This is a genomic window from Kitasatospora sp. NPDC032121 (assembly GCF_055580145.1).
On the sequence record NZ_JBVILX010000004.1, the window covers coordinates 135,657 to 155,464 of the forward strand.

Below are 19,808 nucleotides of genomic sequence, written 5' to 3' on the forward strand. Positions count from 1 at the left end.
CCGGTTTCCCGACCGAGGGTCGGATGTGCTGCTTCGGTGCTCAGCCTTCGAGCGACTGGCGAGCGCCCTCGAGGCGGCTCGACACGGTGCCGTTGATGATCTCGTCGCCGATCTGCACCCGGACGCCGCCGACGACCTCGGGGTCGACGTCGATGTTCAGGTGGACCTGGCGGCCGTACATCCGGGCCAGAGCACCGGACAGGCGCTCCTTCTGGGTGTCCGACAGCGGCACCGCGGTGGTGACCAGGGCCACCACGCGGCCGCGACGCGCGGCGGCGAGCTTCGAGTAGGACTCGAGGCCCTGCTCCAGGCTACGGCCACGCGGCACGTTGACGAGGGCGGTGACCAGCCGGACGGTGCCGGCGTTGGCGCGGCCGCCGAGCAGCTTCTTGATCAGCTCGGCCTTCGCGACGGCACCGGCCTTCGGCTCGGTCAGCGCGGCACGCAGCTCGTGCGAGCCGCTCACCACCCGACCGAAGCGGAAGAGCTCGTCCTCGACGTCGTCCAGGGCGCCGGCCTTGTCCGCGGCGATGATCTCCGCGTAGGCGGCGAGCTCCTCGGTCGCGTCCACCAGGTCGCGCGAGCCCGACCAGCGGGAGCGGACCAGACCGGAGACCAGGTCGACGGCCTCGCCGGAGACCTGACCCGTCAGCAGCGAGGTGACCAGCTGGGCCTTGTCCTGGCCCGACCGGGACGGGTCGGTCAGGACGCGGCGCAGCGACACCTCACGGTCCAGCACGGCCGTGACGGCGGTGAGCTCCTCGGCGAGCTTGGCCGCGTCCACCGAGGTGGAGTCGGTCAGGCTCTCGAGGTTCTGCCGGCCGGCGGCGAGGGCCTCGCGGCTGGCGCCGATCACTTGGCCGCACCCTGAGCAACGGCGGCCTTGGCCTCCAGCTCGTCCAGGAAGCGGTCGATGACGCCGCTCTGCCGGGTGTGGTCCTCGAGGGACTCACCCACGATGCGGGACGCCAGCTGGGTGGCCAGCGAGCCCACGTCCTGACGCAGGGCGGCAGTGGCCTGCTTCTTGTCCGCCTCGATCTGGGCGTGACCGGCGGCGACGATGGCCTCGCGCTGGCGCTGGCCCTCCTCGCGCATCTCGGCGAGCTGGGCGGCACCCTGCTCGCGAGCCTGCTCGACGATGCGGGCAGCCTCGTGGCGCGCCTCGGCGAGCTCGGCGCGGTACTGCTCAAGCAGGGCCTGGGCCTCTGCCTGGGCGGCCTCGGCGCGCTCCATCCCGCCCTCGATCGCGTCCCGGCGCTCCGACAGCACCTTCTCGATGCTGGGGAGGAGCTTCTTGCCGAGCAGACCGAAGACGATGAAGAAGCAGAGCAGGCCGATGATGATCTCGGGCCACGCGGGGAGGAGAGGGTTCATCTTCTCCTCGGACGCGAGCTGGACGATCGCCATGCTCATATCTGGACCTTCCTCAGAAAGGGTCTACGGCGGGATTACTTGTTGCCGAAGACGAACGGCATGACGATGCCGATGAGGGCGAGCGCCTCGGTCAGCGCGAAGCCGATGAACATGTTGGAACGGATGAGACCGGCAGCCTCGGGCTGGCGGGCCATGGCCTGGACACCGTTACCGAAGATCAGACCGACGCCGATGCCGGGGCCGATGGCGGCGAGGCCGTAGCCCAGGGAGGCGACGGAACCGTAGACAGTGCCCTCAGCGAGGATGCTCATTGACGTTGTCCTTTGCAGGGTGGTGAACCGGTGGTGATTGGCCACCGGGCGATCGGAAGGTGGTTCTCGGCGGGGCGGTGGCCCCGGGGCTCAGTGCGCCTCTTCCAGGGCACCGGCGATGTAGCTGCTGGCCAGCATCACGAAGATGTAGGCCTGCAGGAACTGGACCAGCAGCTCGAAGGCGGTCAGGCCGACGGCGACGATGAACGAGGCCGAGCCGTACAGCGCGCCCAGGGACGGGCTGAGCAGGTACCAGGAGGCGATGGAGAACATCACGATCAGCAGGTGGCCGGCGAACATGTTCGCGAAGGCTCGGACCGCGAGCGTGAAGGGGCGCACGAAGATGTTCGAGAAGAACTCGATCGGCACCAGGATGAACATGACCCAGCCGGGGATGCCCGACGGCCAGCAGAGGTTCTTCAGACCGCCGACGAAGCCGTGCTTCTTGAAGGTCAGCGTCATGTAGGTGATCCACACGACCGCCGCGAGGCCGGCCGGGAACGCGATCGCCGCCGTCACCGGGAACTGCGCGAACGGGATGATCGACATGATGTTCATCAACCAGATGAAGAAGAACATCGAGACGAGCATCGGGACGTACTTCTCGCCCTTCTTGCCGATCGTCTCCAGCACGATGGAGCGCTTGACGAAGTCGTACCCGATCTCGCCTACCAGCTGCAGCTTGCCGGGAACCAGGCGCGGCTTGGCGAACGCCGCCCAGAAGAACACCACGACCAGGAGCGCGACGATGATCGACAGCAGCATCGGCTTGTTGAACTCGATGCTGCCGATCGTGAAGATCGGCTTGAACTGGAACTCGTTCAGACCCGGGGCCGGGAAGCCGCAGCCAGCGTCCCCGAAGTGGCAACTGCCTGAGGCGAGGGGCGTGAGTTCAGCACTCACCACGGACTCCTTCGTCATGACGCATGGATACGGCAACCTCGGTGTGTCGGCGTGGCCTGCGGCCACGGAGCGGCACTGGAACTTGATGGGTTTCTCGCCGACCCCGCGCGCCGGTGCACTGCACCACAGCGGGATCATCGAAGACTGCGCGGATCAGGGGGGCGATCCGTCCGCTCTCCGGACAGACCAGGCCTCTTCCCGTACTCCGTTGTTGCGACGGACGATAGCAGCCCGTCAGCGCGGCATAAACACCGCCCCCCTCATTGGGGGGACAGTTGGGCCTCGTCACTGTTGACGCCCCTTGTCGGAGGGCTTGTCGCCCTTCTTTTCGGAGGCGTCGGGGTCGACGTAGAAGGTCTTGGCCTTGAGCGCGCCGCGCACCTGGAAGCCCGTCCAGATCAGGGCGCAGCCGAGCAGGGTGAAGGCGAACGCCTGCCGGTTGAAGAGTTCGGTGTCCTTGAAGACCGCGAGCACGATGCCGACCAGCAGGATCTGCGTGGTGTACACCAGCAGCGCCGCGGCCATCATGATCTGCGGGTTCGACCTGGTCAGCCGGTCGAGCGCGATCTGACCGAAGGTGAAGAAGGCCATCACGAGGAGCGCGCCGAACAGGGCGCCGAGCAGCCCCTTCCCACCGGCGACTGCGAAGGAGATCGCCATGGCGATGATCCCGGCGACCGCAGTGGGAATCGCGGCGCCTCGGAGGATCCGGGCGTCGGTGGACGGCATGTCGGCAGCTCCGGCGGCATGTCGATGTGGCGGGGGGACGGGCACAGCGGTGGCGGGTGACACCGGACCGAGCCATCGCCGCGGGCCGCCAGGGAGAAGCGGGCCCGGTGAGGGAGACCGACAGGGACGGAAGTCATCCACCTGTGAGGTCTTTCGGCGTGTTCTCGGTACTCGTGAACGGTATCACAAACTATTTGATGAGAGCTTTACCATGAATGTGTGGCACCTGTCACACCAACGGCGCAACGGCTCCGCCATTCGGGTGAACGGCAGCTGACCGCACATCAACTCCCTTGTCAGCGGCGGCCGCTGGCCTCGCCCTGGTGGCCGACCGCGGTGGAGCCCACGGCCGGGTCCCTCCCGGCTTCACCGAGGAGTTGCTTGTCCTTCGCCGACAGTTCGGCCATCGGACCGCTCTGGTGCCGGCGGTAGCGCGGGGGGAGGAAGGACTGCACCGCCCGCGGGGCGCGCGGCCGGAACCACGGGGTGAGCAGCACGACCAGGCCGACCAGGCAGAGGCCGGCGAGCGTCAGGACGACGGTGCGGCCGGTGTTGGTCACCGAGAAGGCCACCGAGCCGAAGGCGATCAGCGCGGCCCAGAAGTACATGATCAGTACGGCGCGGCTGTGCGAGTGGCCGACCTGGAGCAGCCGGTGGTGCAGGTGGCGCTTGTCCGCGGCGAACGGGGACTGGCCGGCCCAGGTGCGGCGCACCACCGCGAGCAGCAGGTCGGCCAGCGGCAGCGCGATGACCGTCAGCGGCAGCAGCAGCGGGATGTAGATCGGCACCAGGGCGTGCACGGCGGCGGTCTGCGAACCGGCCTCGTTGCTGATCAGGTCCGGGTCGACCCGGCCGGTGATGGAGATCGCGGCGACGGCCAGCATCAGGCCCAGCATCATCGAGCCGGAGTCGCCCATGAAGATCCGCGCGGGGTGCATGTTGTGCGCCAGGAAGCCCAGGCACATGCCGATCAGCAGCACGCTGAACAGCACGGCGGGGGCCGCGTCGGAGATCGTGTAGCCGTACCAGAGGCGATAGCTGTACAGGAAGAACGCCATCGCGGCGATGCAGACCATGCCGCCGGCCAGGCCGTCCAGGCCGTCGATGAAGTTCACCGCGTTGACCATGACGACGACCAGGGTGACCGAGATGATCATGCCCTGGGTCGGGGTCACCGAGACCGGGCCGGAACCGGGCACCGGGAGGGTGATCACCGTGACGCCCTGCCAGACCATCACACCGGCGGCGATCATCTGGCCGCCGAGCTTCACCAGCGCGTCCACGCCCCACTTGTCGTCGAGCACCCCGAGCAGGAACATGATCCCGGCGCCGGACAGCAGCGCGCGGATGTCGGTGCCCTGCGAGAACACCTTGCTCAGGTTGTCGAGCTGGGAGGCGACCAGGATGCCCGCGCAGAGTCCGCCGAACATCGCGATGCCGCCGAGCCGCGGCGTGGGCTCGCGGTGCACGTCGCGGGCGCGCACCGGGGGCATGGCACCGGCGGCGATGGCGAACTTCCGGACCGGGCCGGTCAGCAGGTAGGTGACGGCGGCGGTGCAGAACAGCACCAGCAGATACTCACGCACCACTGGCCTCCTGCATCACTGTCGAACGGGGAAGTACCGAAGGTACTCCCCTGCCTTCCCGGGGTTCGAGGTGCGTCGCCACGGCACACACCTTATTGAGTCGGACGCCGGGACCACGCATCGCGGTTCGCCCTCCCGGGTAGGAGTTTCGAATGCCCGCGCGAGCGCTCCGTCAGGCCCGGCCGGCGAAGGCCGGCGCCAGCTCCCGCACCCGCGCCGCGACCGGGGCGACGGCGCCGCCGGCGAGCACCCGCGCGATCAGCCCGGCGATCTCGGCCAGTTCCGGCTCCCCCATCCCCTGGCTGGTCACCGTGCCCGTGCCCAGCCGGATGCCGGAGGTCTCGGCGGGCGGCGCCGGGTCGTACGGCAGCGCGCACTTGCCCAGCAGCAGCCCGGCCGCCGCGCAGCGGCGCTCGGCCTCCGCGCCGCTGATGCCGAGCGGGCTGACGTCGGCGGTCACCAGGTGGGTGTCGGTCCCGCCCGTCAGAGGGCGCATACCGGCCTCTGCGAGCCCCGCGGCGAGCACCCGCGCCCCGGACACCGCCCGCTGCGCGTACGCCCGGTATTCGGGCCGGGAGGCCTCCGCCAGGGCCACCGCCTTGCCGGCCACCTCGTTCATCGCCGCGCCGCCCTGGCTGAACGGGAACACCGCCCGGTCGATCCGCTCGGCCAGCTCCGCGGTGCACAGCAGCAGCCCGCCGCGCGGACCGCGCAGCAGCTTGTGGGTGGCCGCGACGGTGACGTCCGCGTACGGCACCGGGGAGGGCGCCACCCCGGCCGCGATCAGCCCGGTGGTCTGGGCGACGGTGGCGACCAGGTAGGCGTCCACCTCGTCGGCGATCTCCCGGAACGCCGCCCAGTCCGGGTGCCGGGGGTGGGAGATCGAGCCCGCCACGACGGCCTTGGGGCGGTGCTGCCGGGCCAGGTCGCGGACCTGGTCCAGGTCGATCAGCCCGTCGTCCTCGCGCACGCCGTAGCCGGTGAAGTCGAACCAGCGGCCGGAGAAGTTGGCGCGCGAGCCGCAGCTGAGGTGGCCACCGTGTTCCAGCGACATCGCCAGCACCCCGTCACCGGGCCGCAGCAGCGCCGCGTACGCCGCCAGCATCGCCGAAGTCGCCGACCGGGGCTGGACGTTGGCGTGCGGGGCGGCGAACAGCTCGCGGGCCCGGTCGATCGCCAGCAGCTCGGCGGCGTCCGCCAGCGCGCAGCCGGTGTGGTGCCGGCGGCCCGGGTAGCCCTCGGCGTACTTGTCGATCAGCGGGCCGGTGAGCGCCGCCAGGACGGCCGGGCTGGTCAGGTTCTCCCCCGCCAGCAGCTGGATCGTTTCGGCGCGCCGCTCGGCCTCCGCGGCCAGCAGGTCGGCCAGCTGCGGATCGGCGCGGTGCAGCGCCTCGGACACCCGGGGGCGCCCGGTCGTCGAGGTCGGGCCGGTCGCGGCATCAGTGACGGTCATGGCGGGGCTCCCGGGCGCTGCGGGGACTGTGTCACCCAGCGTAGGACCGTCGTCGCCGCCCGGCCCGCCGAGCCGCGGCCGGACGACCCATTCGGCGCCGGGGCCCGCGTCCGGGGCCCGCGTCCTGCGCCCGCGTCCGGGGCCCGTCGACGACGGGGCCCGGGGGCGTCAGCGCGGCGCGGGGACGCCGGTGAGCGCGGTGACCACCGGGTCGACCGCGTGGAATATCTCCTCGCCGCAGTTGCGGAACATGCCGATCGGCGCCCCGTACGGGTCGTCCAGCTCGTCCGACTCCGGGGTGGCGGCCAGCAGCCAGCCGCGCAGCGCGGCGGCCGCCCGGACCAGCGCGCGGGCCCGCTCGGTCACGTCGGCGCCGCGCCGGGGGTCCGGCAGGGTGCCCGGGTCTATCGTCCGCACCAGGCGGGTGAACTCCTTCAGCGTGAAGGTGCGCAGGCCCGCCTCGTGGCCCATCGAGATCACCTGGGCCCGGTGGTCCAGCGTCGCGGTGAGCACCAGGTCGGCCTCGACCACGTGCTCGTCCAGCAGCTCGCGGCCGGTGAAGCCACCGCTGTCGGCGCCGTACTCGTCCAGCACGGTCGCGGCGTGGTCCTCCATCGGCGCGCCCACGTGGCCCCAGGTGCCGGCGCTCTCGACCAGGATCCGCCCGGCCACCCGGGGGCTCAGCCGGGTGTCCAGCTCACGCCGGGTCAGCCGCTCGGCGATCGGCGAGCGGCAGATGTTCCCGGTGCAGACGAACAGGATCCGGAAGTGGTCCAGCGGCCTGGGGCCCACACTCAGGTACGGCGCCATGCCCGGCCCGGAGTGGAGCGAGGCGGTGGGCGTCAACTGCCGGCCTCCAGGTCGGGGACGACCTCCCTCAGCTGCTCGACGCTGATCGCACCGGCCCGCAGCAGGACCGGGACCTTGCCGGTGACGTCGACGATCGACGAGGTGGCGGAGTCCACGGCCGGCCCGCCGTCCAGGTAGACCGAGATCGCGTCGCCGAGCTGGGCCTGCGCCTCGTCGCAGGTCAGCGGGGAGGCCCCGCCGATCCGGTTGGCGCTGGAGACGGCCATCGGGCCGGTGGCGTTCAGCAGCTCGATGGCGACCGGGTGCAGCGGCATCCGGACCGCGACGGTGCCGCGGGTGTCGCCGAGGTCCCAGCGCAGCGAGGGCTGGTGCCGGGCGACCAGGGTGAGCCCGCCGGGCCAGAAGGCGTCGACCAGCTCCCAGGCCTGCTCGGAGAAGTCGGTGACCAGGCCGTGCAGGGTGGTCGGCGAGCCGACCAGCACCGGGGAGGGCGTGTTGCGGCCGCGACCGCGGGTGGCCATCAGCTCGCCGACGGCCTCCGGGGAGAAGGCGTCCGCACCGACCCCGTACAGGGTGTCGGTGGGCAGCACGACGAGTTCGCCGCGGCGGATGGCCGAGGCGGCCTCGCGCAGACCGGTGGCGCGGTCCCCGGCGTCGGCACAGTCGTAACGGCGGCTCATCGGTGCGGTCCCCTTCCGGAGTGGCTCATGGCGTTACAGCACGGCCTTACGAGCAGTCGTACGGTGCTTGGCGTTCACGACCCGACCCTTCGGGCGGTCGTACGGTGCTCGACTGTTCACGACCCGACCCTTCGGGCGGTCGTGAAGCGCGGCCGGTTGTTCAGGTCCCGGTGGTCGGCGGTGTCCGTCCAGCCGTGTTCCTCGTTGAAGATCCACGGCACCTGGCCGCCCTGCTGGTCGGCGTGCTCGATCACCACCGCGCCGCCCGGGCGCAGCAGGCGGGCCGCGACGCGCTCGATGCCGCGGATGGTGTCCAGGCCGTCCTCGCCGGAGAACAGCGACATCTGCGGGTCGTGGTCGCGGGCCTCCGGCGCGACGTACTCCCACTCGGTGAGCGGGATGTACGGCGGGTTGGAGATGACCAGGTCGAAGCGGCCGTCCCAGGAGCGGTCGTCCTCGAAGGCCTTGGTGGCGTCACCGGCGTGCAGGGTGACCCGGGCGCGGTCGGGGCTGGCCTCGATGTTGCGCCGGGTGTACTCCAGCGCGCCCTCGTCCAGTTCGAAGGCGTGCACGGTCGAGCGCGGGAGTTCCTGGGCCAGGGCGAGCGCGATCGCGCCGGAGCCGGAGCACAGGTCCACCACCAGCGGCTCGGCCACGTCCATGTCGCGCACCGCGTCTATCGCCCACTCGACGACCGTCTCGGTCTCCGGCCGGGGCACGAACACCCCGGGGCCGACCTCCAGTTCGAGGTAGCGGAAGAACGCCCGCCCGGTGATGTGCTGGAGCGGTTCGCGCGCCTCGCGGCGGGAGACCGCCTCCCAGTAGCGGGCGTCGAAGTCGGCGTCCTTCACCGTGTGCAGCTGGCTGCGCTTGACGTTGTGGACGTAGGCGGCGAGCTCCTCCGCGTCGAAGCGCGGCGACGGCACGCCGGCCGCGGCCAACCGCTGGGTGGCCTGGGCCACCTCGGCGAGCAGCAGGTTCATCCGTACGACCTCTTGTCTCTCCGGCTCCGGGCGAAACGCGGGCTGGGGCGCGCCGGTCTCAGTTCTCTTGGGCCGCGGCGAGCTTGGCCGCCGCGTCCTTGTCGACGCAGGACTGGATCACCGCGTTCAGGTCGCCGTCCAGGACCTGGTCCAGGTTGTACGCCTTGAATCCGGTGCGGTGGTCCGAGATGCGGTTCTCGGGGTAGTTGTACGTGCGGATCCGCTCGGAGCGGTCCACCGTGCGGACCTGGCTGCGGCGCGCGTCCGAGGCCTCCCGCTCGGCCTCCTCCTGCGCGGCGGCCAGCAGCCGCGAACGCAGGATGCGCATCGCCTGCTCCTTGTTCTGGAGCTGGCTCTTCTCGTTCTGGCAGGACGCCACGATACCGGTCGGCAGGTGGGTGATCCGGACCGCGGAGTCGGTGGTGTTGACCGACTGGCCGCCGGGGCCGGAGGACCGGTAGACGTCGATCCGCAGGTCGTTGGCGAGGATCTCGACCTCGACCTCCTCCGCCTCGGGGGTGACCAGCACGCCCGCCGCGGAGGTGTGGATGCGGCCCTGCGACTCGGTGGCGGGGACACGCTGCACGCGGTGCACGCCGCCCTCGTACTTCAGCCGGGCCCAGACGCCCTGGCCGGGCTCGGTGTTGCCCTTGGTCTTCACGGCCACCGAGACGTCCTTGTAGCCGCCGAGGTCGGACTCGTTGGAGTCGATGATCTCGGTCTTCCAGCCGATCCGCTCGGCGTAGCGCAGGTACATCCGGAGCAGGTCTCCGGCGAACAGCGCGGACTCCTCGCCGCCCTCGCCCGCCTTGATCTCCAGGATGACGTCCTTGTCGTCGCTCGGGTCGCGCGGGACGAGCAGCAGCCGCAGTTCCTCGGTCAGCTCGTCGCGGCGCGCCTCGGAGTCCTTCACCTCGGAGAGGAACTCCGGGTCCTCGGCCGCGAGTTCGCGCGCGGCCTCGATGTCCTCGCCGGCCTGCCGCCACTGCCGGTAGACCCGGGTGATCGGGGTCAGCTCGGCATAGCGCTTGGCCAGCTTGCGGGCGTTGTTCTGGTCCGCGTGGACGGACGGGTCGGCCAGCCTCGTCTCGAGGTCGGCGTGCTCGACGAGGAGCTCTTCGACTGCCTCGAACATGGGGTGGCCTTCTTCCCGGGGACTCGGAAACGTGTGGGGGGTGGGGACTTGCGGGGGCGCGCACTCGCGGGGGACGCGAACGGCGCCGGCCCCCAAGCGCCCCCGACAACGAGTACGGGGACGCCGGGAACCGGCGCCGAGGGAGCGCTAGGCCTTCGCGCTGTGCTGCTTGCCGAAGCGGGCCTCGAAGCGGGCCACGCGGCCACCGGTGTCGAGGATCTTCTGCTTGCCGGTGTAGAACGGGTGGCACTGCGAGCAGACCTCGGCGCGGATCTCGCCACTGGTCTCGGTCGAGCGGGTGGTGAACTCGGCGCCACAGGTGCAGGTCACGCGCGTGACCACGTACTCGGGGTGAACGTTGGGCTTCAAGGGGTTCTCCTAGGTTTCGGGAGGGCACCGGGTCGGCGGCTGGAGCGCCGCACGTGAACCGGGACCGACGGACCAGTCTGCCAGGACCGGCCGCATCTTCCCAAACCGGGTCGCGTTCCGGGATATTCCGGGCCCCCCGCGCGCCCGGCGGCGGTGCCCGTCAGGGCGTGGTGGTGGCCTTCGCGCCCGGCTTCCCCGTGGTCCGCGCCGGGGCCGACGGCGTGGCCGTGGGGGCCGCCTGGGCGGGGTTCTCCGGCTGCGCGGCGACGACCGCCGGCGGGAACGGCTGGTCGGCCCTGAGCGCCGTCCAGACCTGCCCGGCCGCCGGCTGCTGCGGGACCACCCGGTTCTGGTCGCCGGGGGCGCTCTCCACCGGCAGGGTGACCATGCTCAGCTGGTCCGGGCCTATCCCCTTGAGCTCCTGGGCGAGCCCCACCAGCGAGTTCACCGAGCCGAGCGCGGAGTCGGTGGTGATGCTCTTGGTCACGGTGTCGCCGACGGACCACAGCTTGACCGGGTTTGTGAGCATCCCGCTCCCCCCGATCTGCTGCAGCAGCGACTTCACCATCTGCTTCTGGAGCTCGATCCGGCCGAGGTCGCTGCCGTCGCCGACGCCGTGCCGGGTGCGCACGAAGGCCAGCGCCTGCTGTCCGTTCAGGCGGTGCTCGCCGGGCGGCAGGTCGAGCCCGCTGTCCTTGTCGTGGATGGCCACCGTGGTGGTCACGGTGGCCCCGCCTATCGCGTCCACGACCCGGGCGAAGCCGACGAAGTCGACCTGCAGGTAGTGGTCCATCCGCAGCCCGGTGAGCTGCTCGGTGGTCTTGACCGCGCAGACCGCGCCGCCGGTCTCGAAGGCGCTGTTGTACATCGCGCGCTTGGCGCCGGGCGCCGTCCGGCCGCTCGGGTCGGTGCAGTCGGGGCGGGTGACCAGGGTGTCGCGCGGGATCGAGACGATCTGGGCGCGGGAGTGGTCCTGGTTGATGTGCACCACCATGGCGGTGTCCGAGCGGGCGGTGGCGCCGGTGTCGCCGCCGGCCATCGAGCCGTTGTCGCCGCCGCGCGAATCGGAGCCGAGCACCAGGATGTTGAAGGAGCCGTCGGTGGCGGCCGGCGGCCGGGCGCCGCCGAGCCCGCCGTCGATGTCGACGCTCTTGATGTTGCCGTCGAGTCTGAAGTAGCCGAGGAGGGCGCCGCCGACGACGAACGCGGCGAACGCGCAGGCGGCCGTCCGCAGGAGCCTGCGGCGGCGACTCGTAACCCTCTTGTGTTCGGCCATACGGCCCAGAGTAAATCGGACAACATGATCCAAACGGTCTCAAGTTGTCCCGAGTCTGGAACAAAGCGGCCCGGACGCGCGGAACCCCGGACCGCTCGCGCGATCCGGGGTTCCGTGCTTCGACAGCCGTCCGGCTACGGTCAGTCGCCGGAGCCGGGGGTGGTCTTGGCGATCTGCATCAGGAACTCGGCGTTGCTCTTGGTCTGCTTCATCTTGTCCAGGAGCAGCTCGATCGCCTGCTGCGAGTCGAGCGCGTGCAGCACCCGGCGCAGCTTCCAGACGATGGCCAACTCCTCGCTGCCGAGCAGGATCTCCTCCTTGCGGGTGCTGGAGGCGTCCACGTCGACGGCCGGGAAGATGCGCTTGTCCGAGAGCTTCCGGTCGAGCTTGAGCTCCATGTTGCCGGTGCCCTTGAACTCCTCGAAGATCACCTCGTCCATGCGCGAGCCGGTCTCGACCAGCGCGGTGGCCAGGATGGTCAGCGAGCCGCCGTTCTCGATGTTGCGCGCGGCACCGAAGAACTTCTTCGGCGGGTACAGCGCGGTCGAGTCGACACCACCGGACAGGATGCGGCCGGAGGCCGGCGCCGCCAGGTTGTAGGCGCGGCCGAGGCGGGTGATCGAGTCCAGCAGGATGACCACGTCGTGGCCCAGCTCGACCAGGCGCTTGGCGCGCTCGATGGCCAGCTCGGCGACGGTGGTGTGGTCCTCGGCCGGGCGGTCGAAGGTCGAGGAGATGACCTCGCCCTTCACCGACCGCTGCATGTCGGTGACCTCTTCCGGACGCTCGTCGACCAGGACGACCATCAGGTGGCACTCGGGGTTGTTGTGGGTGATCGCGTTGGCGACCGCCTGGAGCACCATGGTCTTGCCGGTCTTCGGCGGCGCGACGATCAGACCGCGCTGGCCCTTGCCGATCGGCGACACCAGGTCGATGATCCGGGTGGTCAGCACGCCCGGGTCGGTCTCCAGGCGCAGCCGCTCCTGCGGGTACAGCGGGGTGAGCTTGTTGAACTCGGGGCGGCCGCGGCCGCTCTCCGGGTCCATGCCGTTGACGGAGTCCAGCCGCACCATGGCGTTGAACTTCTCGCGGCGCTCGCCCTCGCGCGGCTGGCGCACCGCACCGGTGATGGCGTCACCCTTGCGCAGGCCGTTCTTGCGGACCTGGGCGAGCGAGACGTAGACGTCGTTCTGGCCCGGGAGGTAGCCGGAGGTGCGCACGAACGCGTAGTTGTCGAGGATGTCGAGGATGCCCGCGACCGGGATCAGGACGTCGTCCTCGCCGATCTGCGGCTCGACGGTGCCGGCCTCGAAGCCCTCGCGGCCGCGGCGGCCACGGCGGTCGCGGTAGCGCCCGCGGCGGCCACGGCGGCCCTCGCCGAACTCGTCGTCCTCGTAGCCGCCCTGCTGGGCCTGCGGCTGCTGGGCCTGCGGGGCCTGGCGGCCCTGCTGCTCGCCCTGGCCGGCCTGCTGCTGGCCGCCGCCCTGCTGGGACTGGCGGTCGGCGCGCTCGCGGCGGCTGCGGCGGTCGCGGCGGGACTCGCGGCCCTCGCCGTCCTGGGCCTCGCCGCCCTCCTGGCGGTCGGTGCGCTCGGTGCGCTCCGTGCGCTCGCCGCCCTCGCGGCGCTCACGGCGCTCACGGCGGTCGCGACGGCTCTCGCGGCCGTCCTCGCGACCCTCGAAGCCGCGGGTCTCGGCCGGGCGGGCCTCGGCCTGCTTCGACTCGGCGACGGCGACGGTGGCCTCGGCGGCGGTCTCCGCGGCCGGGGCGCCGGGCGCGCCGGCGGCCGAGGTGGCGCGGCGGCGGGTGCGCTCGGTACGGGCCGGCGCGGCGGTCTCGGCGGCGGCCTGGACCGGGATCTCGATCTGGGCCTGCGGCTCGGCGGCGGCCGGGGCCTCGGCCTTGGCGGCGGCCTTGGCGCGGCGGGCCGGCTTCTCGGCCGGGGCCTCGGCGTCCGCCTTGGCGGCGGTGCGCTTGGCGGCCGGGGCGGTGCCACCGGCGGCGAGCAGCGGGTCCCCGCCGCTCTTCTCCTTGATGGTCTCGATCAGCTGGCTCTTGCGCATGCGTCCGGTACCGGTGATGCCAAGGTCCGCGGCGAGCTTCTGGAGCTCGGCCAGGACCATGCCGTCCAGGCCCGCGGCGGCACTGCGGCGGCGCCGCGCCGGGGCAGCGGGGGCGGCGGCTGCGTCCGACGCGTCGGCGTCCGGGCGCGCGCCCATCAGATCGGTGGAGTCGCTCACTAAGGGTCCTTCCCTGGAGCGGACGTCGGCCTGTCTGGCTCGGCGACCGGTTGTGCTGTCCTGACCAACGCTCGACTGCGTCGGTCCGAGGCGGTGGTCCCTCGAATGGCGGGAGCCCGTCGAGGGAGAGCTACGTACGAGGTGCGGTGCATGAAGCACGGTGGTGCTGAGTGGCGCGTGGGCCGGTCGTGTGTCGACCTCCCCTGAGGGCGTAACCCCCACGCTCCCTGCGAATCCCGGGCCCCCGTCGCGTGACGGTGGCCCGCGCTCCGCCCGTCCTGGCCTCTAGGTGGGAGGCCGCGGGTGGGAGTCAGGTGCCGTCACGGCTTCGGGATGCGGCCGCATGTCGCGCAGGCAGGCTGCGTACGCGCTGCGGTGGGCTCCCGGAGAATCGTCGCCCCGTGCATCGCCGGGACTCCACTGCCGTGGAGCGCTGGGATCGGGACGCGGCGCACCTAGCCCCGGAGGGCACCTGGTGCAGCAATGAGGTTAACACTACCGACCCCCTCAGACATTCCCCAGCCTTGCGGTTGCCAATCGTGTCCGCCGGACCCGGCTCGGCAGGACGCCGGTGCCGGGCCCCGAGCGGCCCGTTCGTGCTGCTCAGACGTCCAGCGGGAGCACGGCGGCCCCGGTGCGGTCGACGTCCAGGCGGTGCGCGGCGAACGCCGGGTCCCCGCCGTGGCCGTGGTGCCCGGCGAAGGCGAGCACCTTGTCGGCGCCCGCCTCGTCGGTGAGCGCCAGGACGGTCGGGCCGGCCCCGGAGATGACCGCGGGGACGCCCTCGGCTCGCAGCGCGCCGACCAGGGCGGCGCTGTCCGGCATGGCGGAGGCGCGGTAGTCCTGGTGCAGCCGGTCCTCGGTGGCGGCGAGGAGCAGTTCGGGGCGCCGGGTCAGCGCCTCCACCAGCAGTGCGGAGCGGCCGGCGTTGACGGCCGCGTCGGCGAGCGGGACGGTCTTCGGCAGCAGCCCGCGCGCGGTCTCGGTGAGCACCTCGCCGGCCGGCACGAACACCACCGGGACGACCCGCTCGGACGGCTCCAGCGCGATCGCCTTGGCCGACTCCTCGTCGGTCCAGGCGATGGTGAAGTTGCCGCGCAGGCAGGCCGCGACGTTGTCGGGATGGCCCTCCAGCTCGGAGGCGAGGGCCAGCAGCGCGTCGTCGTCCAGCGCGGACGGGCCGCCGATGGTGACGGCGCGGGCGGCCACGATGCCGGCGCAGATGGCGGCCGAGGAGGAGCCGAGGCCGCGGCCGTGCGGTATCCGGTTGGCGCAGACCACTTCGAGGCCCCGTGGCTGGCCGCCGAGCCGGTCGAAGGCGGCGCGCATCGAGCGGACCAGCAGGTGGCGCTCGTCGCGTGGCAGCGTGTCGGCGCCCTCACCGGCGATGTCGACGGAGAGGCCGGAGTCGGCGACCCGGACGACCACGTCGTCGTACAGACCCAGCGCGAGCCCGAAGGCGTCGAAGCCCGGGCCGAGGTTGGCGCTGGTCGCGGGAACCCTGACCCGGACGGCGGCGGCACGGAACGCGGGACCGGCCATGCGGTGGACTCTCCTGGGGAAATCGGGCGGCGCGGAGCGCGTCGTCGGTGCGAGGGTGGGGAACGGACCGAGGCCCCTCGGGGGCGGGCGGTCACGGCGGTCGGCGCGGCCCGGATCCGCCCGGGCCCGGGGCATGTGCCACACGGCCGAGGCCAGAGTATCGAAGAGAGGTTCCCCAGCGGTACACCCCGTGGGCCTTCGATCTGGTGTGTTGCCGGTTCTGGCCGGAATGCGCACCCCTCCCCGCCGGGGGGAGGGGCGGAAAGGGATCGCGGCGTGAAGCCCGGTCGACTCAAAAGTGTCAACGGGGAACTCCGACGGGCCGACCCCCGAAAGGGGCGGCCCGTCGGTGTGTCAGGCCCCGTTACCGGTCGAGCAGTCCGAGGCTGCGGGCGGCCGCCTCCGGGTCGACCGGGACGACCTGCGGCTGCGGCGCGCCGGCCACCGCCCAGTCCGGGTCCTTCAGGCCGTTGCCGGTCACGGTGCAGACGATCCGCTGGCCCGGGTCGACGAGCCCGGCCTCCGCCTTGGCCAGCAGACCGGCCACCGAGGCGGCCGAGGCGGGCTCCACGAAGACGCCCTCCTGCGAGGCCAACAGCCGGTAGGCGGACAGGATCTGACGGTCCGTCACCTTGTCGATGAGGCCGCCGGACTCGTCCCGCGCGGCGAGCGCGAAGTCCCAGGAGGCCGGGTTGCCGATCCGGATCGCGGTGGCGATGGTCTGCGGCTTGAGCACCGGCGCGCCGTCCACGATCGGGGCGGAGCCGGAGGCCTGGAAGCCCCACATCCGCGGGGTGCGGGTGGCGAGGGCAGGCAGGGTGCGGCGCGTGGCGCCTTCATCGAGGGTGGCGGCGGGAGACGGGCGGGAGTACTCGCGGTACCCCCTCCAGTACGCGGTGATGTTGCCCGCGTTGCCGACCGGCAGGACGTGGATGTCCGGGGCGTCGCCGAGCATGTCGACGATCTCGAAGGCCGCGGTCTTCTGGCCCTCGATCCGCACCGGGTTGACCGAGTTGACCAGCGCCACCGGGTACTTCTCGGACAGTTCACGCGCAAGGGTGAGGCAGTCGTCGAAGTTCCCGTCGACCTGGAGGATCCGGGCGCCGTGCACCAGCGCCTGGCCCATCTTGCCCAGGGCGATCTTGCCCTGCGGGACGAGCACCGCGCAGACCATCCCGGCCCGCACCGCGTAGGCGGCGGCGGAGGCCGAGGTGTTGCCGGTGGACGCGCAGATGACCGCCTGCGCGCCCTCCTCCTTGGCCTTGGAGATGGCCATCGTCATCCCGCGGTCCTTGAAGGAGCCGGTCGGGTTGGCGCCCTCGACCTTGAGGTAGACCTCGCAGCCCGTGCGCTCGGACAGCACCTGGGCGGGGACCAGGGGCGTGCCGCCCTCCAACAGGGTGACCACCGGGGTGGCCGCGGTGACCGGCAGGCGGTCCCGGTACTCCTCGATCAGGCCGCGCCACTGGTGGGTGTGCGCGCCTCGGACGACGTTCTCGGCAACGGCGTTCATGGCTGTTCCTTATTCCCCTTCGACCCGCATGATGCTGGCCACGTCCCGCACGCTGTCCAGCGCGCGGAGCTTGTCGACCGTCGCCGACAGCGCGGCGTCGGTGGCACGGTGGGTGACCACGACGAGCGAGGCGTCGCCGTCGCGGCCCTGCTGGCGCACGGTGTCGATGGACACGCCGTGCTCGGCGAAGACGGACGCCACCTGGGCGAGCACGCCCGCGCGGTCGTCCACGTCCAGGCTGACGTGGTAGCGGGTGACCACCTCGTCCATGGGCTTGGCCGGCAGCCGGGTGTACACCGAGTCGCCGGGACCGGTGGCGCCGGCCAGCTTGTTGCGGCAGACCGCGACCAGGTCGCCGAGCACCGCGGAGGCGGTCGGCGAGCCGCCCGCGCCGGGGCCGTAGAACATCAGCCGGCCGGCCGCCTCGGCCTCGACGAACACCGCGTTGTACGCCTCGCGGACGGAGGCCAGCGGGTGCGACAGCGGGATCATCGCCGGGTGGACGCGCGCGGTGACGGACTCGCCGTCCGCGGCCCGCTCGCAGATCGCGAGCAGCTTGACCACGCAGCCCATCTCCTTGGCGGAGGCGATGTCGGCGGCGGTCACCTCGGTGATGCCCTCGCGGTAGACGTCCGCCGCGGTGACCTTGGTGTGGAAGGCGATGCCGGCCAGGATCGCGGCCTTGGCGGCGGCGTCGAAGCCCTCGACGTCGGCCGTCGGGTCGGCCTCGGCGTAGCCCAGCGCGGTGGCCTCCTCCAGCGCCTCCGAGTAGCCGGCGCCGGTGGTGTCCATCTTGTCGAGGATGAAGTTGGTGGTGCCGTTGACGATGCCCAGCACCCGGTTGACCTTGTCGCCCGCGAGGGACTCGCGCAGCGGGCGCAGCAGCGGGATCGCGCCCGCCACCGCGGCCTCGTAGTACAGGTCCACCCCGGCCTCGGCGGCCGCGGCGTGCAGCTCGGTGCCGTCCTTGGCGAGCAGCGCCTTGTTGGCGCTGACCACCGAGGCGCCCTGCCGGAAGGCCGACAGGATCAGCGATTTGGACGGCTCGATGCCGCCCACCACCTCGACCACCACGTCGATGTCGCCCCGGTTGACCAGGGCCTCGGCGTCGGTGGTGACCAGGTGCTCGGGGACGCCCGGACGGGTCCGCCCGGCGCGGCGGACCGCGATCCCGGCCAGCTCGACCGGAGCACCGATGCGAGCGGCGAGGTCGTCGGCCGTCGTCGTCATGATGCGCGCCACCTCGGAGCCCACCACACCACAACCCAGCAACGCCACCTTCAGCGGGCGCGTACGCATCATCCGACTCCGCTCTGCATTCATTCGTGCTTCGGTATTTCCGGCGGGTTTTCCTGGACCGCCGGAAACTTCGGTCCGTACCAGTCTCCGGGACTTTCCGTACGGATCTACGGTCGTTCCATGATCTGAGACGAGGATTTCGTCATCCGATATCCAGACGCAGGAGATCCTCCTCCGTCTCGCGCCGGACGATCACCCGCGCCGCACCGTCCTTGACGGCGAGCACGGGGGGCTTCAGGGCGTGGTTGTAATTGCTCGCCATCGACCGGCAGTAGGCACCGGTGGCGGGAACCGCGATCAGGTCGCCCGGGGCCAGGTCGGCCGGCAGGAAGGCGTCCCGGACGACGATGTCGCCGGACTCGCAGTGCTTTCCGACCACCCGCACCAGCATCGGCTCCGCGTCACTGGTGCGCGACACCAGGGCCACCGAGTACTCGGCGTCGTACAGCGCGGTGCGGATGTTGTCGGACATCCCGCCGTCCACGCTGACGTAGGTGCGCAGGCCCTCCAGCGGCTTGACGGTGCCGACCTCGTACAGCGTGAACGCCGTCGGGCCGACGATGGCCCGGCCCGGCTCCACGCTCAGCCGGGGGGCGTTCAGGTTCGCGGCCGCGCACTCGCGGCGGACGATCTCGGCCAGCGCGGCCGCGATCTCGGCCGGCTCGCGCGGGTCGTCCTCGCTGGTGTAGGCGATGCCGAGGCCGCCGCCGAGGTCGATCTCGGGCAGCTCGACGCCGTGCTCGTCGCGGATCCCGGCCAGCAGGCCGACCACCCGGCGGGCGGCCACCTCGAAGCCGGCCATGTCGAAGATCTGCGAGCCGATGTGCGAGTGGATGCCGCGCAGCTCCAGGCTGTCGTGGCCGAGCACCCGGCGCACCGCCTCGGCGGCCGCCCCTCCGTTGAGGGAGAGCCCGAACTTCTGGTCCTCGTGCGCGGTGGCGATGAACTCGTGGGTGTGCGCCTCGACGCCGACGGTGATCCGGATCAGCACCGGCTGGCGCACGCCCTGGCGGGCGGCGATCGCGGCCAGGCGCTCGATCTCCTCGTAGGAGTCGAGCACGATGTGCCCGACGCCGGTCTTCACGGCGTTCTCCAGCTCGTCCGCCGACTTGTTGTTGCCGTGAAGCGCGATCCGCTGCGGCGGCATCCCGGCGGCCAGCGCGACCGCCAGCTCGCCCGCGCTGCACACGTCGAGGTTGAGGCCCTCCTCGTGCAGCCAGCGCACGACGGCCTTGGAGAGGAACGCCTTGCCGGCGTAGTAGACGTCCGCGTCGGCGCCGAAGGCGTCCCGCCAGGCGCGCGCCCGGGAGCGGAAGTCCTCCTCGTCCAGCACGTAGGCGGGGGTGCCGAACTCGGCGGCCAGCCGCTTGACGTCGATGCCGCCGACGGTGGCCACACCCTCGGCGTCGCGGGCGACGGTGCGCGACCAGACCTTGGGGTCGAGCGCGTTCAGGTCGGCGGGCGGGGCCTGGTAGTGGCCCTCGGGCAGGACGTCGCCGTGGCGGGGGCCTGCGGGGTGTGCGGAACGGCTCATGCTCCCGCCTCGCTTCGCTCGACGGGGCCTTCGCCGGGCACCGCCCTGATGATTCGCTCGCTGAGCTCACT

At 71.8% G+C, this 19,808-nt stretch carries 18 protein-coding genes; all 18 read right to left on the reverse strand.

Features of this window, described 5'->3' with window-relative positions:
• Positions 1 to 40 precede the first annotated feature (40 nt).
• The 18 genes from ACZ5OX_RS14605 to lysA all read right to left on the reverse strand — a co-directional run bounded on the left by ACZ5OX_RS14605 (position 41) and on the right by lysA (position 19,737).
• On the reverse strand, positions 41 to 856 hold the full coding sequence (locus tag ACZ5OX_RS14605) for a F0F1 ATP synthase subunit delta (protein ID WP_359830929.1): 816 nt from the start codon (positions 854 to 856) through the stop codon (positions 41 to 43).
• Positions 853 to 1,407: a F0F1 ATP synthase subunit B gene (locus tag ACZ5OX_RS14610; RefSeq protein ID WP_359830931.1), complete on the reverse strand. Its 555-nt coding sequence runs from the start codon at positions 1,405 to 1,407 to the stop codon at positions 853 to 855. The genes ACZ5OX_RS14605 and ACZ5OX_RS14610 overlap by 4 nt, the downstream gene beginning before the upstream one ends.
• Before the next feature lie 41 nt (positions 1,408 to 1,448).
• Positions 1,449 to 1,685, reverse strand: a complete 237-nt coding sequence (gene atpE / locus ACZ5OX_RS14615; RefSeq protein ID WP_031074289.1) for an ATP synthase F0 subunit C — start codon at positions 1,683 to 1,685, stop codon at positions 1,449 to 1,451.
• Positions 1,686 to 1,775: 90 nt separating this feature from the next.
• Positions 1,776 to 2,606, reverse strand: coding sequence for a F0F1 ATP synthase subunit A (gene atpB, locus ACZ5OX_RS14620; protein ID WP_449791587.1), 831 nt, complete (start codon positions 2,604 to 2,606; stop codon positions 1,776 to 1,778).
• A gap of 267 nt (positions 2,607 to 2,873) precedes the next feature.
• Positions 2,874 to 3,317 (reverse strand): hypothetical protein, encoded by a 444-nt coding sequence (locus tag ACZ5OX_RS14625; RefSeq protein ID WP_392913608.1) that lies wholly within the window; start codon positions 3,315 to 3,317, stop codon positions 2,874 to 2,876.
• 296 nt (positions 3,318 to 3,613) lie between these two features.
• The gene (locus ACZ5OX_RS14630; RefSeq protein ID WP_465630205.1) at positions 3,614 to 4,903 is read right to left on the reverse strand and encodes an MraY family glycosyltransferase; all 1,290 of its coding nucleotides are present in this window, start codon (positions 4,901 to 4,903) and stop codon (positions 3,614 to 3,616) included.
• Between the two features lie 172 nt (positions 4,904 to 5,075).
• A complete protein-coding gene (locus tag ACZ5OX_RS14635) occupies positions 5,076 to 6,356 on the reverse strand; it encodes a serine hydroxymethyltransferase (RefSeq protein WP_465630206.1) in 1,281 nt (426 codons plus the stop codon).
• 168 nt (positions 6,357 to 6,524) lie between these two features.
• Positions 6,525 to 7,166, reverse strand: a complete 642-nt coding sequence (locus ACZ5OX_RS14640; protein ID WP_392874204.1) for an arsenate reductase/protein-tyrosine-phosphatase family protein — start codon at positions 7,164 to 7,166, stop codon at positions 6,525 to 6,527.
• A gap of 32 nt (positions 7,167 to 7,198) precedes the next feature.
• A complete protein-coding gene (locus tag ACZ5OX_RS14645; protein WP_392873119.1) occupies positions 7,199 to 7,846 on the reverse strand; it encodes an L-threonylcarbamoyladenylate synthase in 648 nt (215 codons plus the stop codon).
• A gap of 116 nt (positions 7,847 to 7,962) precedes the next feature.
• Entirely contained in the window at positions 7,963 to 8,829 is an 867-nt protein-coding gene (prmC, locus tag ACZ5OX_RS14650) for a peptide chain release factor N(5)-glutamine methyltransferase (protein ID WP_360346986.1), read from the reverse strand.
• 58 nt (positions 8,830 to 8,887) lie between these two features.
• On the reverse strand, positions 8,888 to 9,964 hold the full coding sequence (gene prfA / locus ACZ5OX_RS14655; RefSeq protein WP_465630207.1) for a peptide chain release factor 1: 1,077 nt from the start codon (positions 9,962 to 9,964) through the stop codon (positions 8,888 to 8,890).
• A 147-nt stretch (positions 9,965 to 10,111) separates the two neighbouring features.
• Entirely contained in the window at positions 10,112 to 10,333 is a 222-nt protein-coding gene (gene rpmE / locus ACZ5OX_RS14660) for a 50S ribosomal protein L31 (RefSeq protein ID WP_030057539.1), read from the reverse strand.
• 160 nt (positions 10,334 to 10,493) lie between these two features.
• The gene (locus ACZ5OX_RS14665; RefSeq protein ID WP_465630208.1) at positions 10,494 to 11,609 is read right to left on the reverse strand and encodes an LCP family protein; all 1,116 of its coding nucleotides are present in this window, start codon (positions 11,607 to 11,609) and stop codon (positions 10,494 to 10,496) included.
• Between the two features lie 140 nt (positions 11,610 to 11,749).
• On the reverse strand, positions 11,750 to 13,849 hold the full coding sequence (gene rho, locus ACZ5OX_RS14670; protein ID WP_465630209.1) for a transcription termination factor Rho: 2,100 nt from the start codon (positions 13,847 to 13,849) through the stop codon (positions 11,750 to 11,752).
• 603 nt (positions 13,850 to 14,452) lie between these two features.
• The gene (gene thrB, locus ACZ5OX_RS14675) at positions 14,453 to 15,391 is read right to left on the reverse strand and encodes a homoserine kinase (RefSeq protein WP_465630210.1); all 939 of its coding nucleotides are present in this window, start codon (positions 15,389 to 15,391) and stop codon (positions 14,453 to 14,455) included.
• Positions 15,392 to 15,755: 364 nt separating this feature from the next.
• Positions 15,756 to 16,904, reverse strand: a complete 1,149-nt coding sequence (gene thrC, locus ACZ5OX_RS14680) for a threonine synthase (RefSeq protein ID WP_465630211.1) — start codon at positions 16,902 to 16,904, stop codon at positions 15,756 to 15,758.
• 9 nt (positions 16,905 to 16,913) lie between these two features.
• Complete coding sequence (locus ACZ5OX_RS14685; protein ID WP_380667946.1) at positions 16,914 to 18,206, reverse strand: homoserine dehydrogenase; 1,293 nt, start codon at positions 18,204 to 18,206, stop codon at positions 16,914 to 16,916.
• A gap of 139 nt (positions 18,207 to 18,345) precedes the next feature.
• Positions 18,346 to 19,737, reverse strand: coding sequence for a diaminopimelate decarboxylase (gene lysA / locus ACZ5OX_RS14690; protein WP_449791577.1), 1,392 nt, complete (start codon positions 19,735 to 19,737; stop codon positions 18,346 to 18,348).
• Positions 19,738 to 19,808: the final 71 nt, after the last annotated feature.